The sequence below is a fragment of the Alteromonas sp. AWM4_230 genome, from assembly GCF_056158305.1.
Map to the genome: position 1 here is coordinate 3067723 of NZ_JBSWTB010000001.1, position 20149 is coordinate 3087871.

Sequence of the window (20149 nt, forward strand, 5' to 3'; positions counted from 1 at the left end):
ACGTAATTTTCCCCCTGTTGACCTTACTCTTCTTCACTGAACCATACGATATTACGAGCCGCCATGATTAACGCACCGGCTTTCTCTTCGTCTAGTTCATCGATATCACTGATATCATCGGTACCTTGTTCTGCTAATTCTTCCAGGTCGGTAACACCGCGGCTGGCCAACACATAGGCCACGTGTTTACTCATACCTTCAAGATTTAATAAGGCTTCTGTAGGCTCTGCACCTTCAAGCGATTCTTCATTCGCTAGTGCACGCGTGGTTAAGAAAGCACGCGCTCTGTTGCGCAGCTCTTCAACCATTTCTTCATCTAATCCTTCAACCGCTAGAAGCTCACTTGCTGGCACGTATGCCACTTCTTCTAGCGTTGTAAAGCCTTCATCTACCAACACAGACGCAAACTCTTCGTCAATGTCCAAACCAGCAGTAAATAGATCAAGTACCTTCGCGTTTTCTTCTTCGTGCTTCTTGTTGAGGTCTTCAACCGTCATCACGTTAAGTTCCCAGCCTGTTAGCTGGCTAGCTAGGCGAACGTTTTGACCACTACGGCCAATTGCCTGTGCTAGATTGTCCGCTTCAACCGCTACGTCCATGCTGTTGCTGTCTTCGTCAACAACAATTGACGCAACCTCAGCGGGAGCCATTGCGTTGATAACGAATTGCGCTGGGTTCTCGTCCCAAAGCACGATATCAACACGTTCACCGCCAAGTTCGCCCGATACAGCTTGTACGCGTGAACCACGCATACCCACACACGCACCAACTGGGTCTAAGCGCTTGTCGTTAGTTTTAACGGCAATCTTCGCACGTGAACCTGGGTCGCGAGCCGCAGATTTAATTTCTAGCGTCTCTTCTGCAATTTCAGGCACTTCCAAGCGGAATAGTTCAACTAGCATGTCTGGGTGAGTACGGCTAATAAATAGCTGTGCACCGCGTGCTTCTGGACGAATAACGTAAAGAAGACCACGTACACGGTCACCTGGACGGAAAGTTTCACGAGGAAGCATATCATCGCGGTAGATAACGCCTTCTGCGTTATTACCCAAATCAATTATGATATTGTCGCGGTTTACTTTCTTAACCGTACCTGTAACCAGCTCACCCACTTTGTCTTCGTACTCAGCAATCATTTGCTGACGCTCAGCTTCACGTACTTTTTGTACGATAACTTGCTTAGCGGTTTGCGTAGTTATGCGGTCGAATTTGATAGATTCAATCTGTTCTTCCACATAATCGCCAAGTTGTATTTCTGGCTCGTCGATTTGCGCCGCAGAAAACGTAATTTCAGCAAATGGATTTTCTTGCTCTTGATCATCCGGGATAACCAACCAGCGACGGAATGTATCAAAGTCACCAGACGTTCTGTCGATACTTACACGAACTTCAATTTCGCCTTCGTTTTTCTTTTTTGTTGCACTAGCGATCGCAAACTCTAGCGCTTCAAAAATTTTCTCTCTAGGCACTTGTTTTTCATTTGAAACGGCTTCCGCCACTAACAAAATTTCTTTATTCATTTTCGCCTCTCTTATGCTTTCGTCGATGAAAGCAGAGCTGTTCCGTTAATCGAACGTGGGAACAACGTTACCTTTTTCGATATTCGCCACAGCTAACTGGAACTGCTGGCCATCCACTTCAATACTTACGATGCCGTTTTCACACGCAAGTACTTTGCCTTTAAAATTACGTCTGTCGTCCATTGGCATAGACAAACGAACTTGAACCACTTCACCCACAGCCTCAATGTAATGCTTTTCTTTAAAAAGCGGTCTGTCCATACCTGGTGATGACACTTCAAGGTTATATTCAGTGCTAATCGGATCTTCAACGTCCAAAATTGCGCTAACCTGATGACTTACATCTGCACAATCATCTACGGTAATACCGTTTTCATGATCAATAAAAACGCGAAGAATTGAATGCTTCCCCGCTCGTACAAACTCGATACCAACCAATTCAAAGCCCAGTGCTTCTACACCTGGCTCTAGCATTTCGGTTAGTTTCTCTTCAAGTTTTGCCAATGCAAACCTCCAAAAACGAAAAAAGGGCCTAAAGCCCACCTGTCATCACCCGGCTCAGCGAGGCTGACTCCAGGTTTTAATACAACAAAAAGCCCCGGACTAGCGGGGCTTTTATTAAAATTCTGAACCCATACCTGCCAATGTAGGCAGTTGCAAACTTATGGGTAAAACCACCGATAGGTGATAGCTTGCTAATGATAAGTGCGTTACTTTCCTTTAATGAGGGAGCCCGCTCTCATCACTTAATGCGCACATTATACGTATAGGCGGCGCATTAAGCAACAGCGAAAAGACTTAGCGGTTAGTCCTCATCTTTAAACTTGGCTTTTATGTCGAGTATTTTAGGCATAATTTCTATCATTAATTCGACCAGTTTTGGTTCGAAATGCTTCCCCTTCTGGCTCTCCATAAAATCGACAGTTTTTTCGATACTCCACGCGTCTTTGTAAGGCCGTTTACTGGTAAGTGCATCAAACACATCAGCAATAGCACAAATGCGTCCCTCAATAGGAATATCCTCTCCTGCAAGTCCGTTGGGGTAACCTGTTCCATCCCATTTCTCATGATGGGTCAATGAAACTGACTTTGCCACTTTGAGCAGTAAAGAATCGCCGCAATCACCGATGATCTCTGCGCCAATTTCTGGATGGTGCTTCATAGTGGCAAATTCTTCATCGGTAAGCTTACCTGGCTTAAGCATAATGCTATCAGCGATACCAATTTTGCCAATGTCGTGCATAGGTGCGGCATGCAGCAAGGTTTCTGCTTGTTTTTCTGTCATGCCATAAGCTAACGCCAATTCTTTAGCATAATGACTCATGCGCATAACATGCATGCCTGTCTCATTATCTTTGTATTCTGCTGCTCTTCCCAACCGCTGAACGACCTGTAATCGGCTATCTAAAAGCTCATCAGCCTGAACTAAACTCAAATGAGTTTTCACCCGTGCTCTCACGATTGCCGGTGATATAGGCTTAGTAATGTAATCCACGGCTCCAGCATCGAACCCCTCGGTTTCTTCATGCTCATCGTTTAACGCCGTAACAAAGATAACAGGGATGTGCTTGGTACTCGACTGCTGCTTAAGTTGACGACAGACTTCAAACCCCGTGAGCCCAGGCATCATGACATCGAGTAATATTAAGTTTGGCTGTCTAGCCTCAGTTAGCTTTAACGCTTCTTCACCATTTCTCGCGAAAACAAGCTGGTAGTCCGATGCTAAAAGTTGCTTCAAAACCCGTAAATTTACGGGCTCATCATCAACCACTAATAAAGTAGGTTTTTTAACTTCAATCTCTAACATGCCGTGTCTCTGGGCTACTCTAATTCTTGTATTAATGAAGAAATGTGCTCGTGCGCCAATTCAAACTCAAAGTCATCTATATCTAAGAGAATTTGACCAATTTGCTCGTTGTGATTAGAGCACCCTATTTCTTTTAAAAATGACAGCTCCGCTTCATCCACCATATTCTGCTCTACACTATTGAGCATAGCTTTTAGGTGACTAAGGAGCAAAGCATTGTCTATACTTTCATTAATTGCGTTTTCTGCATATAAGGGCGATTCACTTAGCATCAGTTCTATCTTCTCTAGAGCGTCGCGGAGCTGATTGACTTGTTCAATATCAATAATTAATTTCAGCGCCTGCGCCTCAATCTCTTTAGTGATACGGAAGAAGGTAGTTAAACATAGGTTACCCGACGTTCCTTTTAAGCCATGAGAAAGCGACGCTACCGCTTTAAAGTCTTCTCTAATAGCTGCGTTCATCAACTCATCGACCTTTTCTCTACTTGTTGAAGTGAATTTATCCACTTCTTGCAATACCGTCTCTACGCTTCCCCACAGACCAACCGCTTTCTTTAAATCTAAGGTAGCTCTATCGGCTTTAAACGCTGATTCTGAGTCATTCTCTGTCGGTGTGTCTGCGACCTCAAAAGTATTGAGCTTAAGTACCCGCGCCACTTCTTCCATAAGTAAGCCAAAGTCCACCGGCTTGTTAGCGAACCCTTCCATGCCAGCCTGTTGCGCGGCATGCTTATCCTGCACCAAAACACTCGCAGTCAGCGCAATAATAGGCGTTGGGGGTAACTGATGTTCTCTCTCAAACTTACGTCGTTGCTTTGCGGCCTCCAACCCGTCTAAATGGGGCATTTGCAAATCCATTAAAACGACGTCAAATGAAGCTGACTCCATTTTTTCTAACGCCTGAACACCGTCAGTTGCAGTATCTACCTGATGCCCTGCTCGTGTGAGGAGCAATGACAAAAGCTCTACATTTTGTTGTACATCATCAACCACTAATACATTTAACGTTGATTGAAGTTGGATTGAAGTCGATTCTAAAGTATCAGGTGCATAGTCACTGACTTCAACCGCTTCTAGCGGCAACCTAAAGGTAAAGGTACTTCCTTTGCCTTTTTCACTGGTAACACAGATGTTTCCGCCCATAAGTTCAACAAGCTGTTTAGAAATAGTAGTTCCCAGGCCAGTACCGCCATATTTTCTACTCATCGACGCGTCCGCTTGTGAGAACGGGTCGAAAACGCGCTCCACTTGTTCTTGCGTCATACCAATGCCGGTATCTGACACGCTAAAATAGACAAACTTTTCGTCACCTCTTACATTAATCGACACCTCACCTTCATGAGTGAATTTAACGGCATTACCAATTAGGTTATTAAGCACTTGCCGCATGCGCTCTGGCACACCTCTGTAACCAGTTTCCACCGAAGAATCGACATTTAGGACTAGCCCAACCTTTTTACGCTTCGCTTCTAACCAAAACGTAGAAATAACCAAATCCAATTCTTCTCGAATAAGAAAGTCGCGATAATCTAAGTCAAGCTTCCCCTTATCTAACTTTGCGCTATCCAGTATGTCGTTAAGAAGGTGCAGCAGTGAACGGGCAGAACGGTTTATCGTAGTTAGGTGAGATTTCTGCTCTTCACGCAATGACTCCCCTAACATCAAGTCGCTAAAACCAATAATCGCGTTCATAGGAGTGCGAATTTCGTGGCTCATATTGGCCAGGAATGCAGTACGTGCTGCAGCTGCTTGTTCAGCTTTGTCTTTCGCAGCTTTTAACTCATTCTCCATAACCCGTCTTTGGGTTATGTCTGATATAAAACCATCAACATACAGGATATTGCCATTATCGTCTTTTACGTGAGTACCATGCTCTGTTACCCACTTTACTTCCCCTGATTTAGCTATAATGCGATATTCATAAGAAAATACATCTTGTTCAGTATTGATTTTAGAGAGTCGTTCAACGTCATCAGGATGATAAAGGTCTATAAAAGAACGTTTCGGCTCTGGTAAAACAAAGTCGCTCGCCGGATAACCGGTAACTTCTAGCACAGCATCACTTACGAAAACCATAGGCCAGCCTGGCATATTCAAACATCGATAGGCCATACCAGGGATATTCGAGATTAAACTTCTAAACTTAGCTTCACTTTCACGTAACGCATCTTCCATCTCTTTGCGTTTTCGAAGGTCGGAAGCAAAGGAGACAAATACTGGCTTGCCGTCTATTTTTGTATAGCCTACGCCTAAACGCACTGGTATCCGCTCACCACCTTTTCTTAGAACCTCAACCTCTCTCCCTGTACCGATTATTTGTTCAGTAGGTACAACGCGCTGGTTGAAAAAGTCGTCGCCATACAAATATCGTCTTTCATGGGGGATAATTTCAGCAGCGTGCATACCCACTATTTCTTGCTGCGTATAACCATAAATTTGCTCTACAGCGGGGTTAGCGGTTTTGATTATGCCCTTATTATCCACGGTGAGAATAGCGTCGACGGCAGTATCAGTAATCGCGCTTTGAATTCGTTCACTCTCTATTGCGCGCAACATGACATCGCGGTATTTAAATAAAAGGCTAATACCCAACACCATGGTAATAAGCACCAGTGTCACGATAGCAATAGAAATGGCCAGATAGACGGCGATATTTGACGATTGGGAGGACGTCTCCAAACCCGGTGGTAAAACAAATCTTGCCGCAGCCATGCCGGTATAGTGCATACCCGCAATGGCCAGCCCCATAACGATACTCGCAAGTAATACATGTTTGCCCAGCATTTTTCTGCTTTTAGTCGCGGCAGTAATACCAAACTTTATCCATAGCGATAGCATTGCTAAACAAACAGCAACTACGATAGACAGAGCAAATATACCAAGGTCATAGCGAAGAAGCGGCGCCATTTCCATTGCAGCCATTCCGCTATAGTGCATGGTGCCTATCCCAGCTCCCATCAACACACCACCTAAGACCACTTCGGTAACGCTTATACGGGTTTTAATCAAAAGATTCAGCGCTACCCAAGCAGCAGCCACACCAGGAATAGCAGAAAGTGCAGTTATCAAGGGGTCGTAATTGACAGGTAAACACAAGTCAAAGGCGGTCATGCCTAAAAAATGCATTGACCAAATACCGCCCCCTAGGGCTATGCTACCTGTACTAAGTAAAATATTGCGTCTTAGCTTGTCATCAGTGACGGCTGCTTGCCCTGCAACGTTAAACGCCATGAATGAAGCAAAAATAGCGACTAATAAAGACAGGACAACAAGGGGGAAGTGATAAGCGCCTTCAATTAACGCGGCGTGTTCATCAAACGTAAAAAAGCGAGCAATCATGGCGCGGCCAAACTACCTATAAGTTTAATTATTCAATGGTGGCATGACTTTAACTTAGCATACATAGGCTATGTTGTGAGGAAATTATTTCTTACAAACTACCTTAATGACCGCCAGTTAAATCGAGAGAATGTTTACGGACTGCACAATCAGAAAAGAAAAAACCCAGCAAAAGCTGGGTTCTAAAAGTGGTTGCGGGAGCAGGATTTGAACCTACGACCTTCGGGTTATGAGCCCGACGAGCTACCAGACTGCTCCATCCCGCGACTGTACGGTACATATTGCTTGCGCAATATTATTTAGTTCTGGTTTTACAAATTGGTTGCGGGAGCAGGATTTGAACCTACGACCTTCGGGTTATGAGCCCGACGAGCTACCAGACTGCTCCATCCCGCGATTGTACGGTAAAGCCTGCATTTGCAGTGCTTTGAAATTCTGGTTATTTTCTGTGGTTGCGGGAGCAGGATTTGAACCTACGACCTTCGGGTTATGAGCCCGACGAGCTACCAGACTGCTCCATCCCGCGCCAGAAAATTAACGTTGTAACCGCTGCGTTTTGTGCCTCGCTTCAACGTGGGGCGTATTATACATAGAGACTTAATCAACACAAGTGCCAAGTCGAGAAATATTTCATTTTTCTGACTGTTAGCGGTTTAATTAACCAAGATGTGCAAAGTTAATACAAATTGCGGCCGAAACACGCCCATTTTAGCCAGCCAACTACCCTAACTATCTAAATTTTTCCATTTTTTCAGCGAGTGAAAAATCGAGTTCCGTTAGCCCATCAGCATCATGAGTAGTCAATGTCACTTCTACTTTGTTATATACGTTAAACCATTCAGGATGATGTTTTAGTTTTTCCGCCCAAATCGCGATTTGCGACATCCATCCAAATGCACGGATAAAACTTTTAAACTTAAACGTCTTTTTAATGCTTTCTCCACTTTGTTCCCAAGGTGTGTCATCTAATACTAGCTCGTTTAACGCATCTAACTTTGCGGTGATTTCTTTATCTGACAGCTTAGTCGCCATTCTTCTCTCCTTTGCTTCACGTAGTTCATAGGTAAACTATGCGGTAATTACGCAATAATGTAATCAATCGGTTTATAAATGGAAAATGCTGTAGACGAAAAAGGAAGTGCGCAGTGGAGACTATGGTTTACAAAAAAGCCTGCCTTTAACTAGTAATGATAAAGGCAGGCTTTTCGCTTTGTTGTATGATTAACTAAAACTCAATTGCTAAGCGAGCATAGATTTGACGCCCTCTTGGATCATGAACCTTAGAATCAAAACCGCTGTTGGTAAATAATTGAGGCGGCTCTTCATCGAACAGGTTAATGGCACCTAAGGTTAGTACATAACTTTGCTCGGTATCGTACAAACCACCCAAATCAATATTGTATTGAGCATCAACCGTTAGGTGGCTATCAACTTCATAAAAGCCATTTGAGCAACCACCCACGTTTGCTGTGCCGTCTGCACAGTTTTGATCGTCATCATAAGACGAAATATAACGTAGAAAGATATTGGCAGCATGAATATCGCTCTGCCACGCTAAACCTAAATTAGCGCGCAATTCAGGAGATGACACACCAATGTTATTAAAATTACGACGTCCGGCGCCATCAATGTTACCAGCCTGAGGATCCATCAAATCGTATTTGGTAATGTAAGTTGCATTCAATGTGGGCGTAAAGTTACCAAAATCCGTTTCAATTTTATAACTGGTAACAAAATCGAGACCTGACGTTTCTAGCGAACTTGCATTAACGTAGGTGTTATTTACTTGGAGGACTGGCCCTGTTAGCGGGTCACCCGCGCGAACAACTCGATCCGTATTGGTCGGATCTTCATTTAGCACGGCTTGCGCATTTTCTTGAATGATCAGGTCTTCAAACTCAAAGTTCCAATAATCAACCTCAACAGAAAGGTCTCTGAAAGGCTCATAAGAGAAACCGATATTGTAAGCAGTCGATTCTTCTGGTTTTAAATCTTCATTACCTGATGTTCTAACTGCCACGAAAGCAGTTGCACCTTGCACAGGGTCTATAAGCTGTTGCAAAGAGGTAGCTCCCCCCTGCGCTAGGAAAACTGTTGGCGCTCTAAACGACGTGGATATTGAACCGCGTAACGAAAACTCATCAGTGGCGCGCCATGATATAGCCAGTTTAGGGTCAACCGTACTGCCAATAGAGCCGCCGTAATCTTCATAACGCACTGCTAATTGCACATCTAATTCATCATTAATTGGCAATGCAAGTTCACCAAAGGCTGCCCATACATCTTGACTACCGTCAATATCGGGGTTGCCGATTACAAAGGTAAAGCTGTCTTGATTAGCCAAGTCATCGTAGTCTTGGCTAAGCTGATTTTCGCGGTATTGGACGCCAAGGGCTAGTGCTGCAAAGCCGCCCCCCATTTCAAACACATCAAACGAGGTAAACGCTTCGAACACTTCTAGATCTGCTTTTGAATCTATAACCTCTGTACCGGTGAATGAACTCACTACATAATCAGAATTCGGTGCAGTCGTATACGAGCTCGCAAACGGATTGAAGAATTCACAGTCACCCACGCCCGGCGAGCCAGCGATTGGGTCACAATTTGAGCCACCAAGTCCGTATAGCGCGAGTTGGAACTCCGTATTAAGCACGTCGGGTACTCTAAATACAAAATCGTTCACTGCACGGGTGTAGCTGACCTCCCAGAAACCAGTATCTGTTACGCCCTGCAAGCTAGTACTGAAGCGCAAGGTATCTGATTCTGTATTGGCTGAATCACCTGGAAAACCATTACCTTCAGCACGACCAAAAAATGCCACTGGCTGACCAAATGGGTTTTGCGGGTGATAGTCTGGAACAATAGGTGAAGTCAGAATGGGGAAGCTCGGTGCCCCACCCCGTTCAGCACGGTTTCTAGCGGTACTAAATTCAGCAGTCCACGTAATGTCGTTACCAAATTCATAGTCAGCGCGAACGTAAGCATTGGTTCTACTTTCATCCGCTACATAAGAATAAAACTTACCAAAGTCAAAACCACAAAAACCGACCTCTAACCCTGGAATAGTGCCGCTAGGCGCAAGCAGGTTTGGCGCACCTCCAAATTCTTCACATCCATAAGGGTCAATAATAGGTAGAGGGCCTGCACCAGGAATATTTAAAAAGAAAGAGCCTGGATTACCCAATGCACTCGTGTCATCTTGTGGACGGCTTAAACGTCTATCACTTAAAAATAGTGGCGAACGGTTTGTATAACTAATAGCCGCTAATACGCTTCCATTATCACCTGTAGCACCCCATAAACCTTGCAAAATATATTCTTTGTTGTCACCGTGTGCACCGTCTTGATAGTCCACAGTCACCATTGCGCCGTCATAGTTGCGTTTAGTGATAAAGTTAACCACGCCTGCAACGGCATCTGAACCATACAAAGCAGATGCACCGTCCTTAACTACTTCCATTCTGTCGATGGCAATCATAGGTACAAGTGAGCTTGTATCTACAAAGTTTAGCCCCTCATTAGTCGGCTGAGCGGTAACGACTTGGCGTTTATTGTTAAGGAGCACTAATGTTGATGCTACACCTAAACCGCGAAGGTTGATATTAGAGGTACCTGCGGTGGCATTTTGCGTGAAAGCGTCAGGGTTGTTTTCTGCGCCTGTATTGATGGTTAGGGTCTGTGTAATATCGGCGATATTTTTGGCGCCAATGGCGTCTATTGCAACACTGTCAACAACAGCTAGCGGTGATGGAGATTCAAAGTTTTCGCTTCTGCGAACAAAACTTCCGGTAACAAGAATGAGCTCTACGTCTTTCTTAGCTTCTTGCTCGGATTCAACGTCAGATTCTTGGGCTGATGCGATATAAGGCGAACAAAATAACGCAGTACCGACCATTGCGGCTACTGCTGTCTTACGCGTTTTAAATTTCATAGTGTGATTCCAAATCTGGGCTTATCACTACCGGCACTACTACCCACACTTTCCGCTAGCAACAGGCTGTTCGATTTCGTGTTTGTTATTGTTAGAGGCCAACAGAATATTGACCTACACCACTGATACTATGCCCGAATTTTATTTTTGTAAATTTATTGTGAATAATATGTTTACATTAATTTTACACATGGTCAGACCAGATACACTTAAGACTAATAAGCAAAAATCACGTGACAAGGAGGATGAAAATAAAGTGAGAAGAACTTGCCCTAACTGCGTAATTTATTCACTAACGCATTTTTGAAGGTAATCCAGAAACCAAATTAATTTCATTCATATCAACTATTTACTTAATTACTGTATTCGGAACAGTTCTTGAAACGTCTCGAGAAATTATTCAAGACGGTAAAGGAGTCTATGGAGTTTCCTAAGATAGATGAAATATATAAGCTTCTAACTGAAAAGCTTGAAGGCTGGATGGAAGGTGCAATTACTTTATTGCCTAATATTGTCGTTGCATTTGTCATCGCTATTGTTTTTGGTCTTATCGCTAAAATGGTAGGAAACGTTGCAGGCAAACTGATGCGACGTACCTTCGAGTCTCGGCAGATCGCCGGTCTTCTCACATCTATAATTAAGGCTCTAGTTCTTGTCGCTGGTATATTTATCGCGCTAGATTTTGTTGGCCTGAAAGGTACAGTCACATCCCTTCTTGCTGGTGCAGGTATTGTTGGCCTCGCTATCGGTTTTGCTTTCCAAGATATGACTGAAAATTTCATAGCTGGCATAGCCATGGGTATTAGAAAGCCCTTTGAAATAGGCGATGTTATAGAAGCGGAAGGGGTTTTTGGTAATGTTAAAGAAATAAACCTCCGAAATACTCTTGTTGAGACCTTCTATGGCCAACTTGAAGTCATCCCTAACAAGATTTTATTCCGCAATATACTGACAAATTACTCTAGCTTGGGATATCGAAGAATAGAAGTCCCTTTCGGAATTTCTTATGCCGACGATATCGAAACAGCCGCTAACGTTATAACTGATGCAATGAACGATAAAGACTACGTGATCAAAAAAGATGAAACTGCTGTTTACGCGGAATCATTTGGCGACTCGAGTATAAATTTATTGCTGTGGTTTTGGATCCGTTATCCCGGAGATCCAGGGTTTATGGTAGTGCGTCATGACGCTATCAATACGGTAAAAACCGTGCTTGAAGACAACGATATCCTGATCCCATTCCCTATCAGAACATTAGATTTTAATGCAAAAGGTGGTGATAAGCTTAACACCATGTTTGAGCAGCGCGATGAGCGAAGTCCATCGAATGATAATTCATCGTCACAAACAAACGGTGACGAAAAAGCGGCTGATAATTCAAGTCGAGCCGATGATGAGTAAAACCTAAGGAGAAACAAAATGGAAATGTTAAATTCAACTACACGTAAACATACGTTTTTAGCACTGATTTTTGCAGCGAGTATCGGAAGCTTGGGCGGTTGCGCGACTATCGAAGGCGCTGGTGAAGATATTCAAAGTGCAGGCGAAGCTGTTGAAGAAGGTGCACAAGAGGCGTCAAATTAAGCCGATTATCGTGCTACCTTGTAAGGTCAGATAAGGCAGTTCCTTATCTGACCTTTTTTAATTACTAACCGTTAATTAACTGAGCGTAAGATATATAACACCCTATCCCTTCGAATTTAAGCGTTAGTATCTCCGGTCTCATCACCATGGCTTAGTTACTTTTGCGGTTTCATGACCGCTAACATTAAAAAGCTTCCGACGAGTGCAGGGTTACCGCTCGACTTCAATACACAGCTAGCCTCTACCTTATAAAGCTTACCTTGAGGCTTATCGCTTACATCAACAAGTTTAAATTGGTATTTTAACCCGTCATTGCATTTGACTGGTTCAAGGAATCTAAGTTTATCTATGCCATAGTTTATCATTGAGGTGATTTGGTCGCTTGGAGCGAGTACCTCACCAAAAGCTTTGGGCATAAGACTGGCGCTCAAAAAACCGTGCGCTATTGTTGTTTTGAACGGGCTCTCTTTTTCGCAGCGAGCCGTGTCTAGGTGAATCCATTGGTGGTCACCTGTAGCATCAGCAAATTGATTAATCATGTCTTGAGTTACAGTTAAAAAATCAGCTTGTTCAAGCACATCCCCAACCGATAAATCTAAAAGCGTCTTCATATCTAAGTCCAGTCTCCATTTATTAACGATGAAACTACTATTATTCAGTTGAATGTTTCAATTAACTTTTAATAATAGGTATTTATAAATATTCTTGTTACACTAACGTAAATTATTCGTAGATGCTATGTAGCAACAGTCTCTATAGTTGCTTGACTCTCGCTGTGAAAAAGCAGCAGTTCTTCATCTATTGGCTTTTTTTAGGGCACTCGCCCGTAAAGGACTAGTTATGAATCTCAATAGAATTGATTTGAACCTATTTGCCGTATTCGATGCTATTTATACGGCAGGCAGTTTAACCAAGGCTGCTGATGTCTTGTGTATCACCCAACCAGCGGTTAGTAACTCGTTAGCCAGATTAAGAGAAATGTTGAACGATCCACTTTTCGTGCGCACAGGTCACAGTATGACGCCGACACCCGTAGCACAGAACATTATTGTGCCAGCCCGGCAGGCGCTTGCATTGTTACGCAAGAGCGTCCAGGAAAGCCACACGTTTGACCCACTCACCGCCGAGAAGTCGTTTAATTTTGCCAGCCGAGATTTGTTAGAGGCCAGTATCATGCCTCGCCTTGTTTCTCGTTTACAGAATTTAGCGCCTAATATCGCCTTAACGAATTATGAGATCCCTCGAAGCCAAGTAGTATCAGCAATGGCGGCAGGTACGCTAGATTTCTTCGCCGATGCGTCTACGTTTACTGACCCACACCTATGTAAAGAGAAAATAGCGCAAGACCGATTTGTGGTACTTGCCCGCAAAAACCACCCTGCTCTTAAAAACGGTTTGGATTTAGATACATTCTTGCGTTTGGGGCATATCAACGTATCTCAGCGCAAATCTGGTGCGGGTCCTATTGATATCGCACTCGACAAAATGGGCAAACGAAGAAAAGAGGTTATGCGTGGGCAGCACTTTTTAACCGTGCCGAGCACCATAGTAAAAACGGATTTAATCGCCTGCTTACCGTTTCATTTGGCGAAGCACTATGATTTAGCTATTTACGAACTTCCTTTTGACCTGCCACCGGTAGAATACTACTTGTATTGGCACGTCAGTGCAGACCACGACTATGCGCATATGTGGATGCGTGAGCAAATTATGGAAGTGGCAAGTAACTTCAAGCAACACTAGTTTCAAGCATTTATGCTAAATCACAAAAAAGCCCTATTTACATAGGGCTTTCTCTTAAGCTGAAACCAGCTAAAGCGTTTTAAAATGAATAGCGCTTTGATGATCTTTGTCGTGGTAGATCGTGTGAAGCGCTTTAGTGAAATCACTTTCTTTTGCCTCAAATATATTTTCTACATAGTTTTGAGGGTTCATATCAATAAACGGAAACATACTGCTTTGAATTTGGATTTGTAGCTTATGCCCGCGTTTAAACGTGTGCAAAAGATCGTACAATTCGAACTCTATCTTAGTTGGTGAATTGGGTAAAAACGCTTTAGGTTCACTCATACTCTCCCTGAAACGCCCGCGCAATACGCCCCAGCGAACCAATTCATGACGGTTTCCGCGCGTCTTATCAACCTTATTGTTATTCTCGTCGATAGAAGGGAAAACGTCGACGACCTTTACGACAATATCTGCCGCTGATTTATTTGTAGAAAACCACAAATCGAGATCGATAGCCCCTGCTATGGTTAAATCACTTTCAAGAGTATCTGTTTCGAAAACTAAAACATCAGGTCTTCGGGCAGCAAAACGTTGATCTTCTACCATATAAGGTCTATCCCAGCCACGGCTAATCTTAGCTGAGTGAGGAACAGGCTTGTTAGGATCGCTTATGTATTCGCTATTGCCACTATCGCTTTTCTTAGTAACAAGCTTTTCATTTTTTGCTAAGTACATAGTTTGCTGTGACCCAGTTTTAGGAGGCCATACGTCAAATTTACGCCAGCGATTGCTGCCCGTTTCAAACATAGTTGCGGTAGCTATTTCTGCTTCTTTCGCCCCTTTTAGATGAGTTTTGAAAAACGGCAGCAACACATCTTTTTGAAACCAAGCACTAGTATCAAAGCCAAACTGTGCTTCGCCAAGTTCTGCGCCGCCTTTTTCACTTTGCCATTGACCATGATACCAAGGCCCCATAACAAGCTTAACATGGTCTTCTTTGTTGTTTTTTGACATAGCTTGGTAAGTATACAGCGGGCCGTATAGGTCTTCTGTATCGTACCATCCGCCGACAACCAAGGTAGCAGGCTTGGTATTTGTCAAATGCTGTAAAACATCGCGAGACTGCCAATAGTCATCATAGTTTGGGTGTTGGATAACTTCGTTCCAAAACGGTCGCTCTCCATGAAAGTACTTGTCATTAACGTTGGAGAGAGGACCTAAATTTCTAAAGAACTGGTAGCCATCCGGCGTTTCTGACTTCATTCCTTCAGGCCAATAAGAGAATTCTCCCTCTCGCTGTTTATCGAAGGTATCAAAGAAGATAAATGCCATAGGGGTAACGAAAGCGCCATTTCTATGAAAGTCGTCAAAAAACCAGTCAGCAATAGGTGCTTGTGGTGAAATCGCTTTTAGCGCGGGGTGACTATTAATTGAGGCAACCGACGTGTAATAGCCCGGGTAGGATGTACCCCACATCCCTACTTTACCGTTGTTTCCTTCAATATTTTTTATCAGCCAATCGATAGTATCGTACGTATCTGTCGCATCGTCCGTCGCTTTTTTTCCGCGCTTATAAGCATCCTGCGGACGCATATTGACGAACTCGCCTTCGGAGCGGAATTTTCCTCGCACATCTTGAAAAACAAATATAAACCCTTCCTGCTCGAATGCTTGGCTAGGCCCTAATTTAGCTTTATATTTATCTGCTCCATAAGGCGCAACGCGATAAGGCGTTCGCTGCATCATAATTGGGTATTTTTTAGTATCGTCGATAGGAATATAAACTGACGTAAATAATTTTACGCCATCACGCATCGGAATTTGGTACTCATACTTGGTGTAGTTAGCCCGTATATATGCCTCCCTAGGGTTTTCATCTTTTTGTTCGGCATAGGCATTATTAACCGCGAACAAAACCATCAGCAGCATCACGCTGCGTATTACCATTTTCATTATCTGTCCTTTTGTTGTTAGATTATTTCGTTTACCACTTCTATAGGGTGTCGTGGCTTACTTCCTTCAAAACGCGCTACTTGGCTGCGGCAGGAAAATCCAGTCACAAGTACTTCATTAGGTGTTTCATTTTGCGCGCGAGCGAAAACAGGGGCCCAACTTAGCGTATAAAGTGCTTTAGAGCTTTCTAAATGTGATGCTTCATGGCCATAGGTTCCTGCCATACCACAGCAGCCAACAGGCTTGTGCGTAAGGTTCACACTTAGATGCTGAAATATGCGCTGCCAACGCGCTGTGGTATCCGGCATGGCGGTTTTCTCGCTGCAGTGAGCGAGCAGAAAGAAATTCTTATCACAACCCTTACTACTATTAATATCTGCGTTTACACTTTTTGCCAACGCATCTTCCAACCATTCATCAATGGTATGAACGAAAAACTTTCCGCGCTTATCTTTTAAAAACTTTTGGTATTCGTCGCGATAGCACAACACTAACGATGCGTCGGCTCCCACCATACTAATACCTAACTCATGTATTTTGTTTAGCCGCTTTGCCGTACCTAATGCTTGTTTCTCAAACTTGCTTAGAAAGCCTTTTACATGGGCGGGCTTGCCGTTTGGCGTAAAAGGCACTAGTAATGGCTTAAGGCCCATCTTACTAATAACCTTTATTAGGCTTTCTACACTTTTAGCGTCATAAAAACTGGTAAAAGGGTCTTGTACCACAGCAACGTACTTTTCCCGCTCACTTTTATCAAGGCGTTCTAATCGTGCGATATCCCCTGTATCTACAATCGACTTTACTCTGTCAACGAGCGTTGGGTAGGACAACAGCGGTGTATCTACATACCCCACTTTCTTCTTTAAAAACCATGTCACCCACTTGTGTTGAAGTAGCGTGTTGTAAAGTCTGGGCACTTTAGCACTCAAAGGCGCTAGCGTTTCTACATTTGCCACCAGTAAATCTTTTAGCGGGCGCATATAACGCTGGTAGTAAACAGATAAAAAGATGGATTTGAAGTGAGGAACATCAATATTTACAGGGCACTGGTGAGTACAGGACTTACACGATAAACAGCCGTCCATCACGGCTTTAACGTCGTGAGAAAAATCAGCGTTCTTGGTCAATACCGTGTTCTTAAAACGAGAGAAAACGTTACTTTTAAACTGCTTGTAAGATAATCCATCACCATTTTTTTCGTCCATTTGCCCGCTTAACGATAGCAGTCGCGCCCACTCCCTTAACATACTTGCCCTGCCCTTTGGCGTATGACGCCGGTCTGACGTTACTTTACTTGAAGGGCACATGGGGGACGCAGGTTCGTAGTTAAAGCAAAGACCATTTCCGTTGCATTCGAAAGCTGGCGCAAGGTCGCGTGTAACCGTTACAGGAATAACCCGCTCGATACTCGCCCTTTTGACCGCTTTAACGGAAACTAACTTATCGTTACTGCCCAACGGCGTACAAATTTTTCCAGGGTTCATTTGGTTATAAGGGTCGAACGCCGCTTTTATTTTGCGCATTTCATTAAACAGCATTTCACCGAAAAACTCGGGACCATACTCACTACGAAAGCCTTTGCCGTGCTCTCCCCACATTAGCCCGCCATATTTAGATACAAGCTTTACCACCTTATCTGAAAGATTATGCATAAGCGTCTCTTGCTCGGGGTCGGCTAAATCAAGGGCAGGCCTTACATGTAAAACGCCAGCATCAACGTGTCCAAACATGCCATAGTTAAGGTTGTGACTGTCGAGCAACGCGCGAAACTCAGCGATAAAATCAGCTAAATGCTCAGGAGGCACTGCGGTATCTTCCACAAAAGCAATAGGTTTCTGATCGCCCTTAACCTTTCCTAATAAACCCACTGCCTTTTTGCGCATTGCGTAAATACGTTGAATATCAGCCTTGTCATACGTAATTCTGTAGCCTGAAATATTCCCTTCACCTTGTTTTATCGCATCTTCAATAGCGGCTTCAAGGCAATCAATGTGGCCCTTCATTTCCTCTATCGAGCTGGCGTTATATTCCACTAGATTTAGACCCAGTAACGCTTCGTCGGGTACGTCGGTGATCAAGTGTTGTATGTCGTGCCAAACTATGTCCGTTTTGGCAAAGTTAAGTACTGTACTATCAATCGTTTCCACACTCGTCGCGTTCGCCTCAACCAGTTGCGGAGCATGCCTCAGCGCGGCATCGAATGAGCGGTAGGAAATATTTATCAGTGCCTTAACCGGCGATATTTTATCTAGTGTTAATACGGCTTCAGTGACAAACGCCAAAGACCCCTCAGCGCCTGTAATCAACCTTCCTATATCGATGTGGTGACCATCGTATACGTGCGCTAAGTCATACCCTGTTAAAAAACGATTTAGTTTTGGAAAAGTACGCTCCACCTCGTCCTTATAATTTACGCAGGTATCTATAGCCTGTTTGTAGATAGCACCTTCAGCAGTATTTTCATCGGCTTTTCGCTTTGCTATTTCCGTGGGTATTTTTTCGGTTTCAATGACCTCACCGTTAACTAAAACCGCTTTTAGTCCAATAACGTGGTCGCTTGTCTTACCGTACACAAGCGACCCCTGCCCTGATGCATCAGTACTTATCATTCCGCCTAATGTGGCTCGGTTACTAGTAGAAAGATCTGGTGAAAAAAATAGGCCATGGGGGCGTAAAACATCGTTAAGGGAGTCCTTAACTATCCCTGTTTGTACTCTCACCCAGCCTTCTTCCACATTTAGCTCAATCACTTTATTTAGATAGCGACGAATATCTACCACGATACCATCGGTCAGGCTTTGTCCGTTGGTACCTGTGCCTCCGCCCCGAGGCGCAAACGACACGTCAGGGTACTTAGCCGCTAATTGCCCGATAAGCTGACAGTCTTCGTTACTTCTAGGGTAAATTACGGCTTGGGGCAGCTTATAATAAACGGAATTGTCAGTGGCTTGCGCTACGCGGGCACTATAGCTAGTGTCAATATCACCGGTAAACTCGCTAGCTCTTAGGTTTTCAATGAATGCGCGGTACTGAATAGCTAAATTTGAATCAGATTTTAGGGCGGGGAGAGTCACTTCCTTAATTTCCTTGTTAAAACAGGTAAACCCATAACGAAACAACATGTCAAAACTGGGCATGCACGGCTTTTAATTGTTATAATATAACATATCCAACTTGTATCATAGGGCTATGCCTATTGGTGTGATAGCCTATAGCTCTATATTCCAATAACGCATCGCATAGTAAGAGCAACTATAAATATGATTAAAGCAGTACCTACCAACATCATCACGGGCTTTCTAGGTGTGGGAAAAACATCCGCTCTACTACACCTGTTAAAGCAAAAACCTTCCAACGAGCGTTGGGCCATTCTAATTAACGAGTTCGGCGAGATAGGTATTGATGGTGCGCTTGTACAAGGTATGCAAACTGGAAAGCCTTCTTCCATCTCAGAAAATGCGCAGAGAGTATTTATTAAAGAGGTGCCCGGCGGCTGTATGTGCTGCGCTGCAGGCTTACCTATGCAAATAGCATTAAATCAATTGCTCGCCCAGTCTACACCCGACCGTTTACTGATTGAACCTACTGGGTTAGGACACCCTGTAGAAGTTATGCAAACCTTAAGCGCTGAACACTATCAAGACGTGCTGGATATTCAGCGTACTATCACGTTAGTTGATGCAAGAAAGTTAACCGATCCTCGCTATACCACGCATGCTACGTTTAATCAGCAAATTGATATTGCTGATGTCATTGTAGGAAATAAATGCGATCTTTACGGGCTAAATGAAGAAGAAAACTTAACGCACTATGCCGTCAATAGAGGGAAGCAGAGCACACCTATCGTACTTTGCGAACATGGTGAAATACCTTTTGCTGTATTACAGGGAAAATCAGATGCGCTTGTAGATATGAATGCACATGCCCACCATCACCACAATAGCGAGCCTGCACTTTCAATTAACGAGCGACCTTTTCCCGATTCAGACTTTTTAAAAATCGAAAATGAAGGGGAAGGTTTTAAAGCTGTGGGATGGCGCTACTCCCCCTCCATAGAATTCGATAGAGATGCGCTATTAGCCTGGATAAATAAGCTAGAAGTAGAACGCTTAAAAGCGGTAATGATCACAAGCACAGGCATATTTAGCTATAACCTTGCAGACGGCAACTTAGTTGAAAGTGAGCTAAGTGAATGTGCTGAAAGTAAAATTGAAATTATTGCTGTTAGCGTCAATACCGATTGGGATGATGAATTAGCCGCCTGTATACACGCCGGCTAATC

The 20149-nt window shown here is 43.7% G+C and carries 13 protein-coding genes and 3 tRNA genes; 4 read left to right on the forward strand and 12 right to left on the reverse strand.

What is annotated here, in order from left to right:
- Nucleotides 1-23: 23 nt before the first annotated feature.
- The 9 genes from nusA to ACXACS_RS13255 all read right to left on the reverse strand — a co-directional run bounded on the left by nusA (nt 24) and on the right by ACXACS_RS13255 (nt 10599).
- On the reverse strand, nt 24-1520 hold the full coding sequence (nusA, locus tag ACXACS_RS13215; protein ID WP_474807202.1) for a transcription termination factor NusA: 1497 nt from the start codon (nt 1518-1520) through the stop codon (nt 24-26).
- Between the two features lie 45 nt (nt 1521-1565).
- A complete protein-coding gene (rimP, locus tag ACXACS_RS13220; protein WP_118495172.1) occupies nt 1566-2024 on the reverse strand; it encodes a ribosome maturation factor RimP in 459 nt (152 codons plus the stop codon).
- Nucleotides 2025-2325: 301 nt separating this feature from the next.
- Complete coding sequence (locus ACXACS_RS13225; RefSeq protein WP_474807204.1) at nt 2326-3327, reverse strand: response regulator; 1002 nt, start codon at nt 3325-3327, stop codon at nt 2326-2328.
- 14 nt (nt 3328-3341) lie between these two features.
- The gene (locus tag ACXACS_RS13230) at nt 3342-6668 is read right to left on the reverse strand and encodes an MHYT domain-containing protein (protein WP_474807205.1); all 3327 of its coding nucleotides are present in this window, start codon (nt 6666-6668) and stop codon (nt 3342-3344) included.
- A 189-nt stretch (nt 6669-6857) separates the two neighbouring features.
- Nucleotides 6858-6934 (reverse strand) — tRNA-Met (locus tag ACXACS_RS13235).
- Between the two features lie 53 nt (nt 6935-6987).
- A tRNA-Met gene (locus ACXACS_RS13240) sits at nt 6988-7064 on the reverse strand.
- 53 nt (nt 7065-7117) lie between these two features.
- Nucleotides 7118-7194 (reverse strand) — tRNA-Met (locus ACXACS_RS13245).
- Nucleotides 7195-7397: 203 nt separating this feature from the next.
- Complete coding sequence (locus ACXACS_RS13250; protein ID WP_474807207.1) at nt 7398-7700, reverse strand: 4a-hydroxytetrahydrobiopterin dehydratase; 303 nt, start codon at nt 7698-7700, stop codon at nt 7398-7400.
- 193 nt (nt 7701-7893) lie between these two features.
- A complete protein-coding gene (locus ACXACS_RS13255) occupies nt 7894-10599 on the reverse strand; it encodes a TonB-dependent receptor (RefSeq protein ID WP_474807209.1) in 2706 nt (901 codons plus the stop codon).
- A 420-nt stretch (nt 10600-11019) separates the two neighbouring features.
- Between ACXACS_RS13255 and ACXACS_RS13260 the strand changes: the two genes are divergently transcribed.
- Both ACXACS_RS13260 and ACXACS_RS13265 read left to right on the forward strand, forming a co-directional pair.
- Nucleotides 11020-12003 (forward strand): mechanosensitive ion channel family protein, encoded by a 984-nt coding sequence (locus ACXACS_RS13260; RefSeq protein WP_474807210.1) that lies wholly within the window; start codon nt 11020-11022, stop codon nt 12001-12003.
- 18 nt (nt 12004-12021) lie between these two features.
- Nucleotides 12022-12186, forward strand: a complete 165-nt coding sequence (locus ACXACS_RS13265; RefSeq protein ID WP_081765829.1) for an entericidin A/B family lipoprotein — start codon at nt 12022-12024, stop codon at nt 12184-12186.
- Nucleotides 12187-12341: 155 nt separating this feature from the next.
- Here ACXACS_RS13265 and ACXACS_RS13270 read toward each other — a convergent pair whose 3' ends face one another.
- The gene (locus tag ACXACS_RS13270) at nt 12342-12797 is read right to left on the reverse strand and encodes a MaoC family dehydratase (RefSeq protein ID WP_474807212.1); all 456 of its coding nucleotides are present in this window, start codon (nt 12795-12797) and stop codon (nt 12342-12344) included.
- Nucleotides 12798-13026: 229 nt separating this feature from the next.
- Between ACXACS_RS13270 and ACXACS_RS13275 the strand changes: the two genes are divergently transcribed.
- Nucleotides 13027-13929, forward strand: a complete 903-nt coding sequence (locus ACXACS_RS13275) for a LysR family transcriptional regulator (RefSeq protein WP_474807214.1) — start codon at nt 13027-13029, stop codon at nt 13927-13929.
- Nucleotides 13930-13998: 69 nt separating this feature from the next.
- Here ACXACS_RS13275 and ACXACS_RS13280 read toward each other — a convergent pair whose 3' ends face one another.
- Nucleotides 13999-15867 carry a CocE/NonD family hydrolase gene (locus ACXACS_RS13280; RefSeq protein WP_474807216.1) on the reverse strand — a complete coding sequence of 623 codons (1869 nt, stop codon included), beginning with the start codon at nt 15865-15867 and terminating at the stop codon, nt 13999-14001.
- 17 nt (nt 15868-15884) lie between these two features.
- Entirely contained in the window at nt 15885-18941 is a 3057-nt protein-coding gene (gene ydiJ, locus ACXACS_RS13285; protein ID WP_474807218.1) for a D-2-hydroxyglutarate dehydrogenase YdiJ, read from the reverse strand.
- Between the two features lie 186 nt (nt 18942-19127).
- Here ydiJ and ACXACS_RS13290 point away from each other — a divergent pair, with 186 nt between their 5' ends.
- A complete protein-coding gene (locus ACXACS_RS13290) occupies nt 19128-20147 on the forward strand; it encodes a CobW family GTP-binding protein (protein ID WP_474807220.1) in 1020 nt (339 codons plus the stop codon).
- Nucleotides 20148-20149 lie beyond the last annotated feature (2 nt).

Coding starts and splice junctions, on each gene's coding strand:
- ACXACS_RS13255 (WP_474807209.1), bottom strand. CDS start 10,599: ATGAAATTTAAAACGCGTAAGACAGCAGTAGCCGCAATGGTCGGTACT.
- ACXACS_RS13265 (WP_081765829.1), top strand. CDS start 12,022: ATGGAAATGTTAAATTCAACTACACGTAAACATACGTTTTTAGCACTG.
- ACXACS_RS13290 (WP_474807220.1), top strand. CDS start 19,128: ATGATTAAAGCAGTACCTACCAACATCATCACGGGCTTTCTAGGTGTG.
- ACXACS_RS13250 (WP_474807207.1), bottom strand. CDS start 7,700: ATGGCGACTAAGCTGTCAGATAAAGAAATCACCGCAAAGTTAGATGCG.
- ACXACS_RS13230 (WP_474807205.1), bottom strand. CDS start 6,668: ATGATTGCTCGCTTTTTTACGTTTGATGAACACGCCGCGTTAATTGAA.
- ACXACS_RS13260 (WP_474807210.1), top strand. CDS start 11,020: ATGGAGTTTCCTAAGATAGATGAAATATATAAGCTTCTAACTGAAAAG.
- ACXACS_RS13275 (WP_474807214.1), top strand. CDS start 13,027: ATGAATCTCAATAGAATTGATTTGAACCTATTTGCCGTATTCGATGCT.
- ACXACS_RS13280 (WP_474807216.1), bottom strand. CDS start 15,867: ATGAAAATGGTAATACGCAGCGTGATGCTGCTGATGGTTTTGTTCGCG.
- ACXACS_RS13225 (WP_474807204.1), bottom strand. CDS start 3,327: ATGTTAGAGATTGAAGTTAAAAAACCTACTTTATTAGTGGTTGATGAT.
- ACXACS_RS13270 (WP_474807212.1), bottom strand. CDS start 12,797: ATGAAGACGCTTTTAGATTTATCGGTTGGGGATGTGCTTGAACAAGCT.
- nusA (WP_474807202.1), bottom strand. CDS start 1,520: ATGAATAAAGAAATTTTGTTAGTGGCGGAAGCCGTTTCAAATGAAAAA.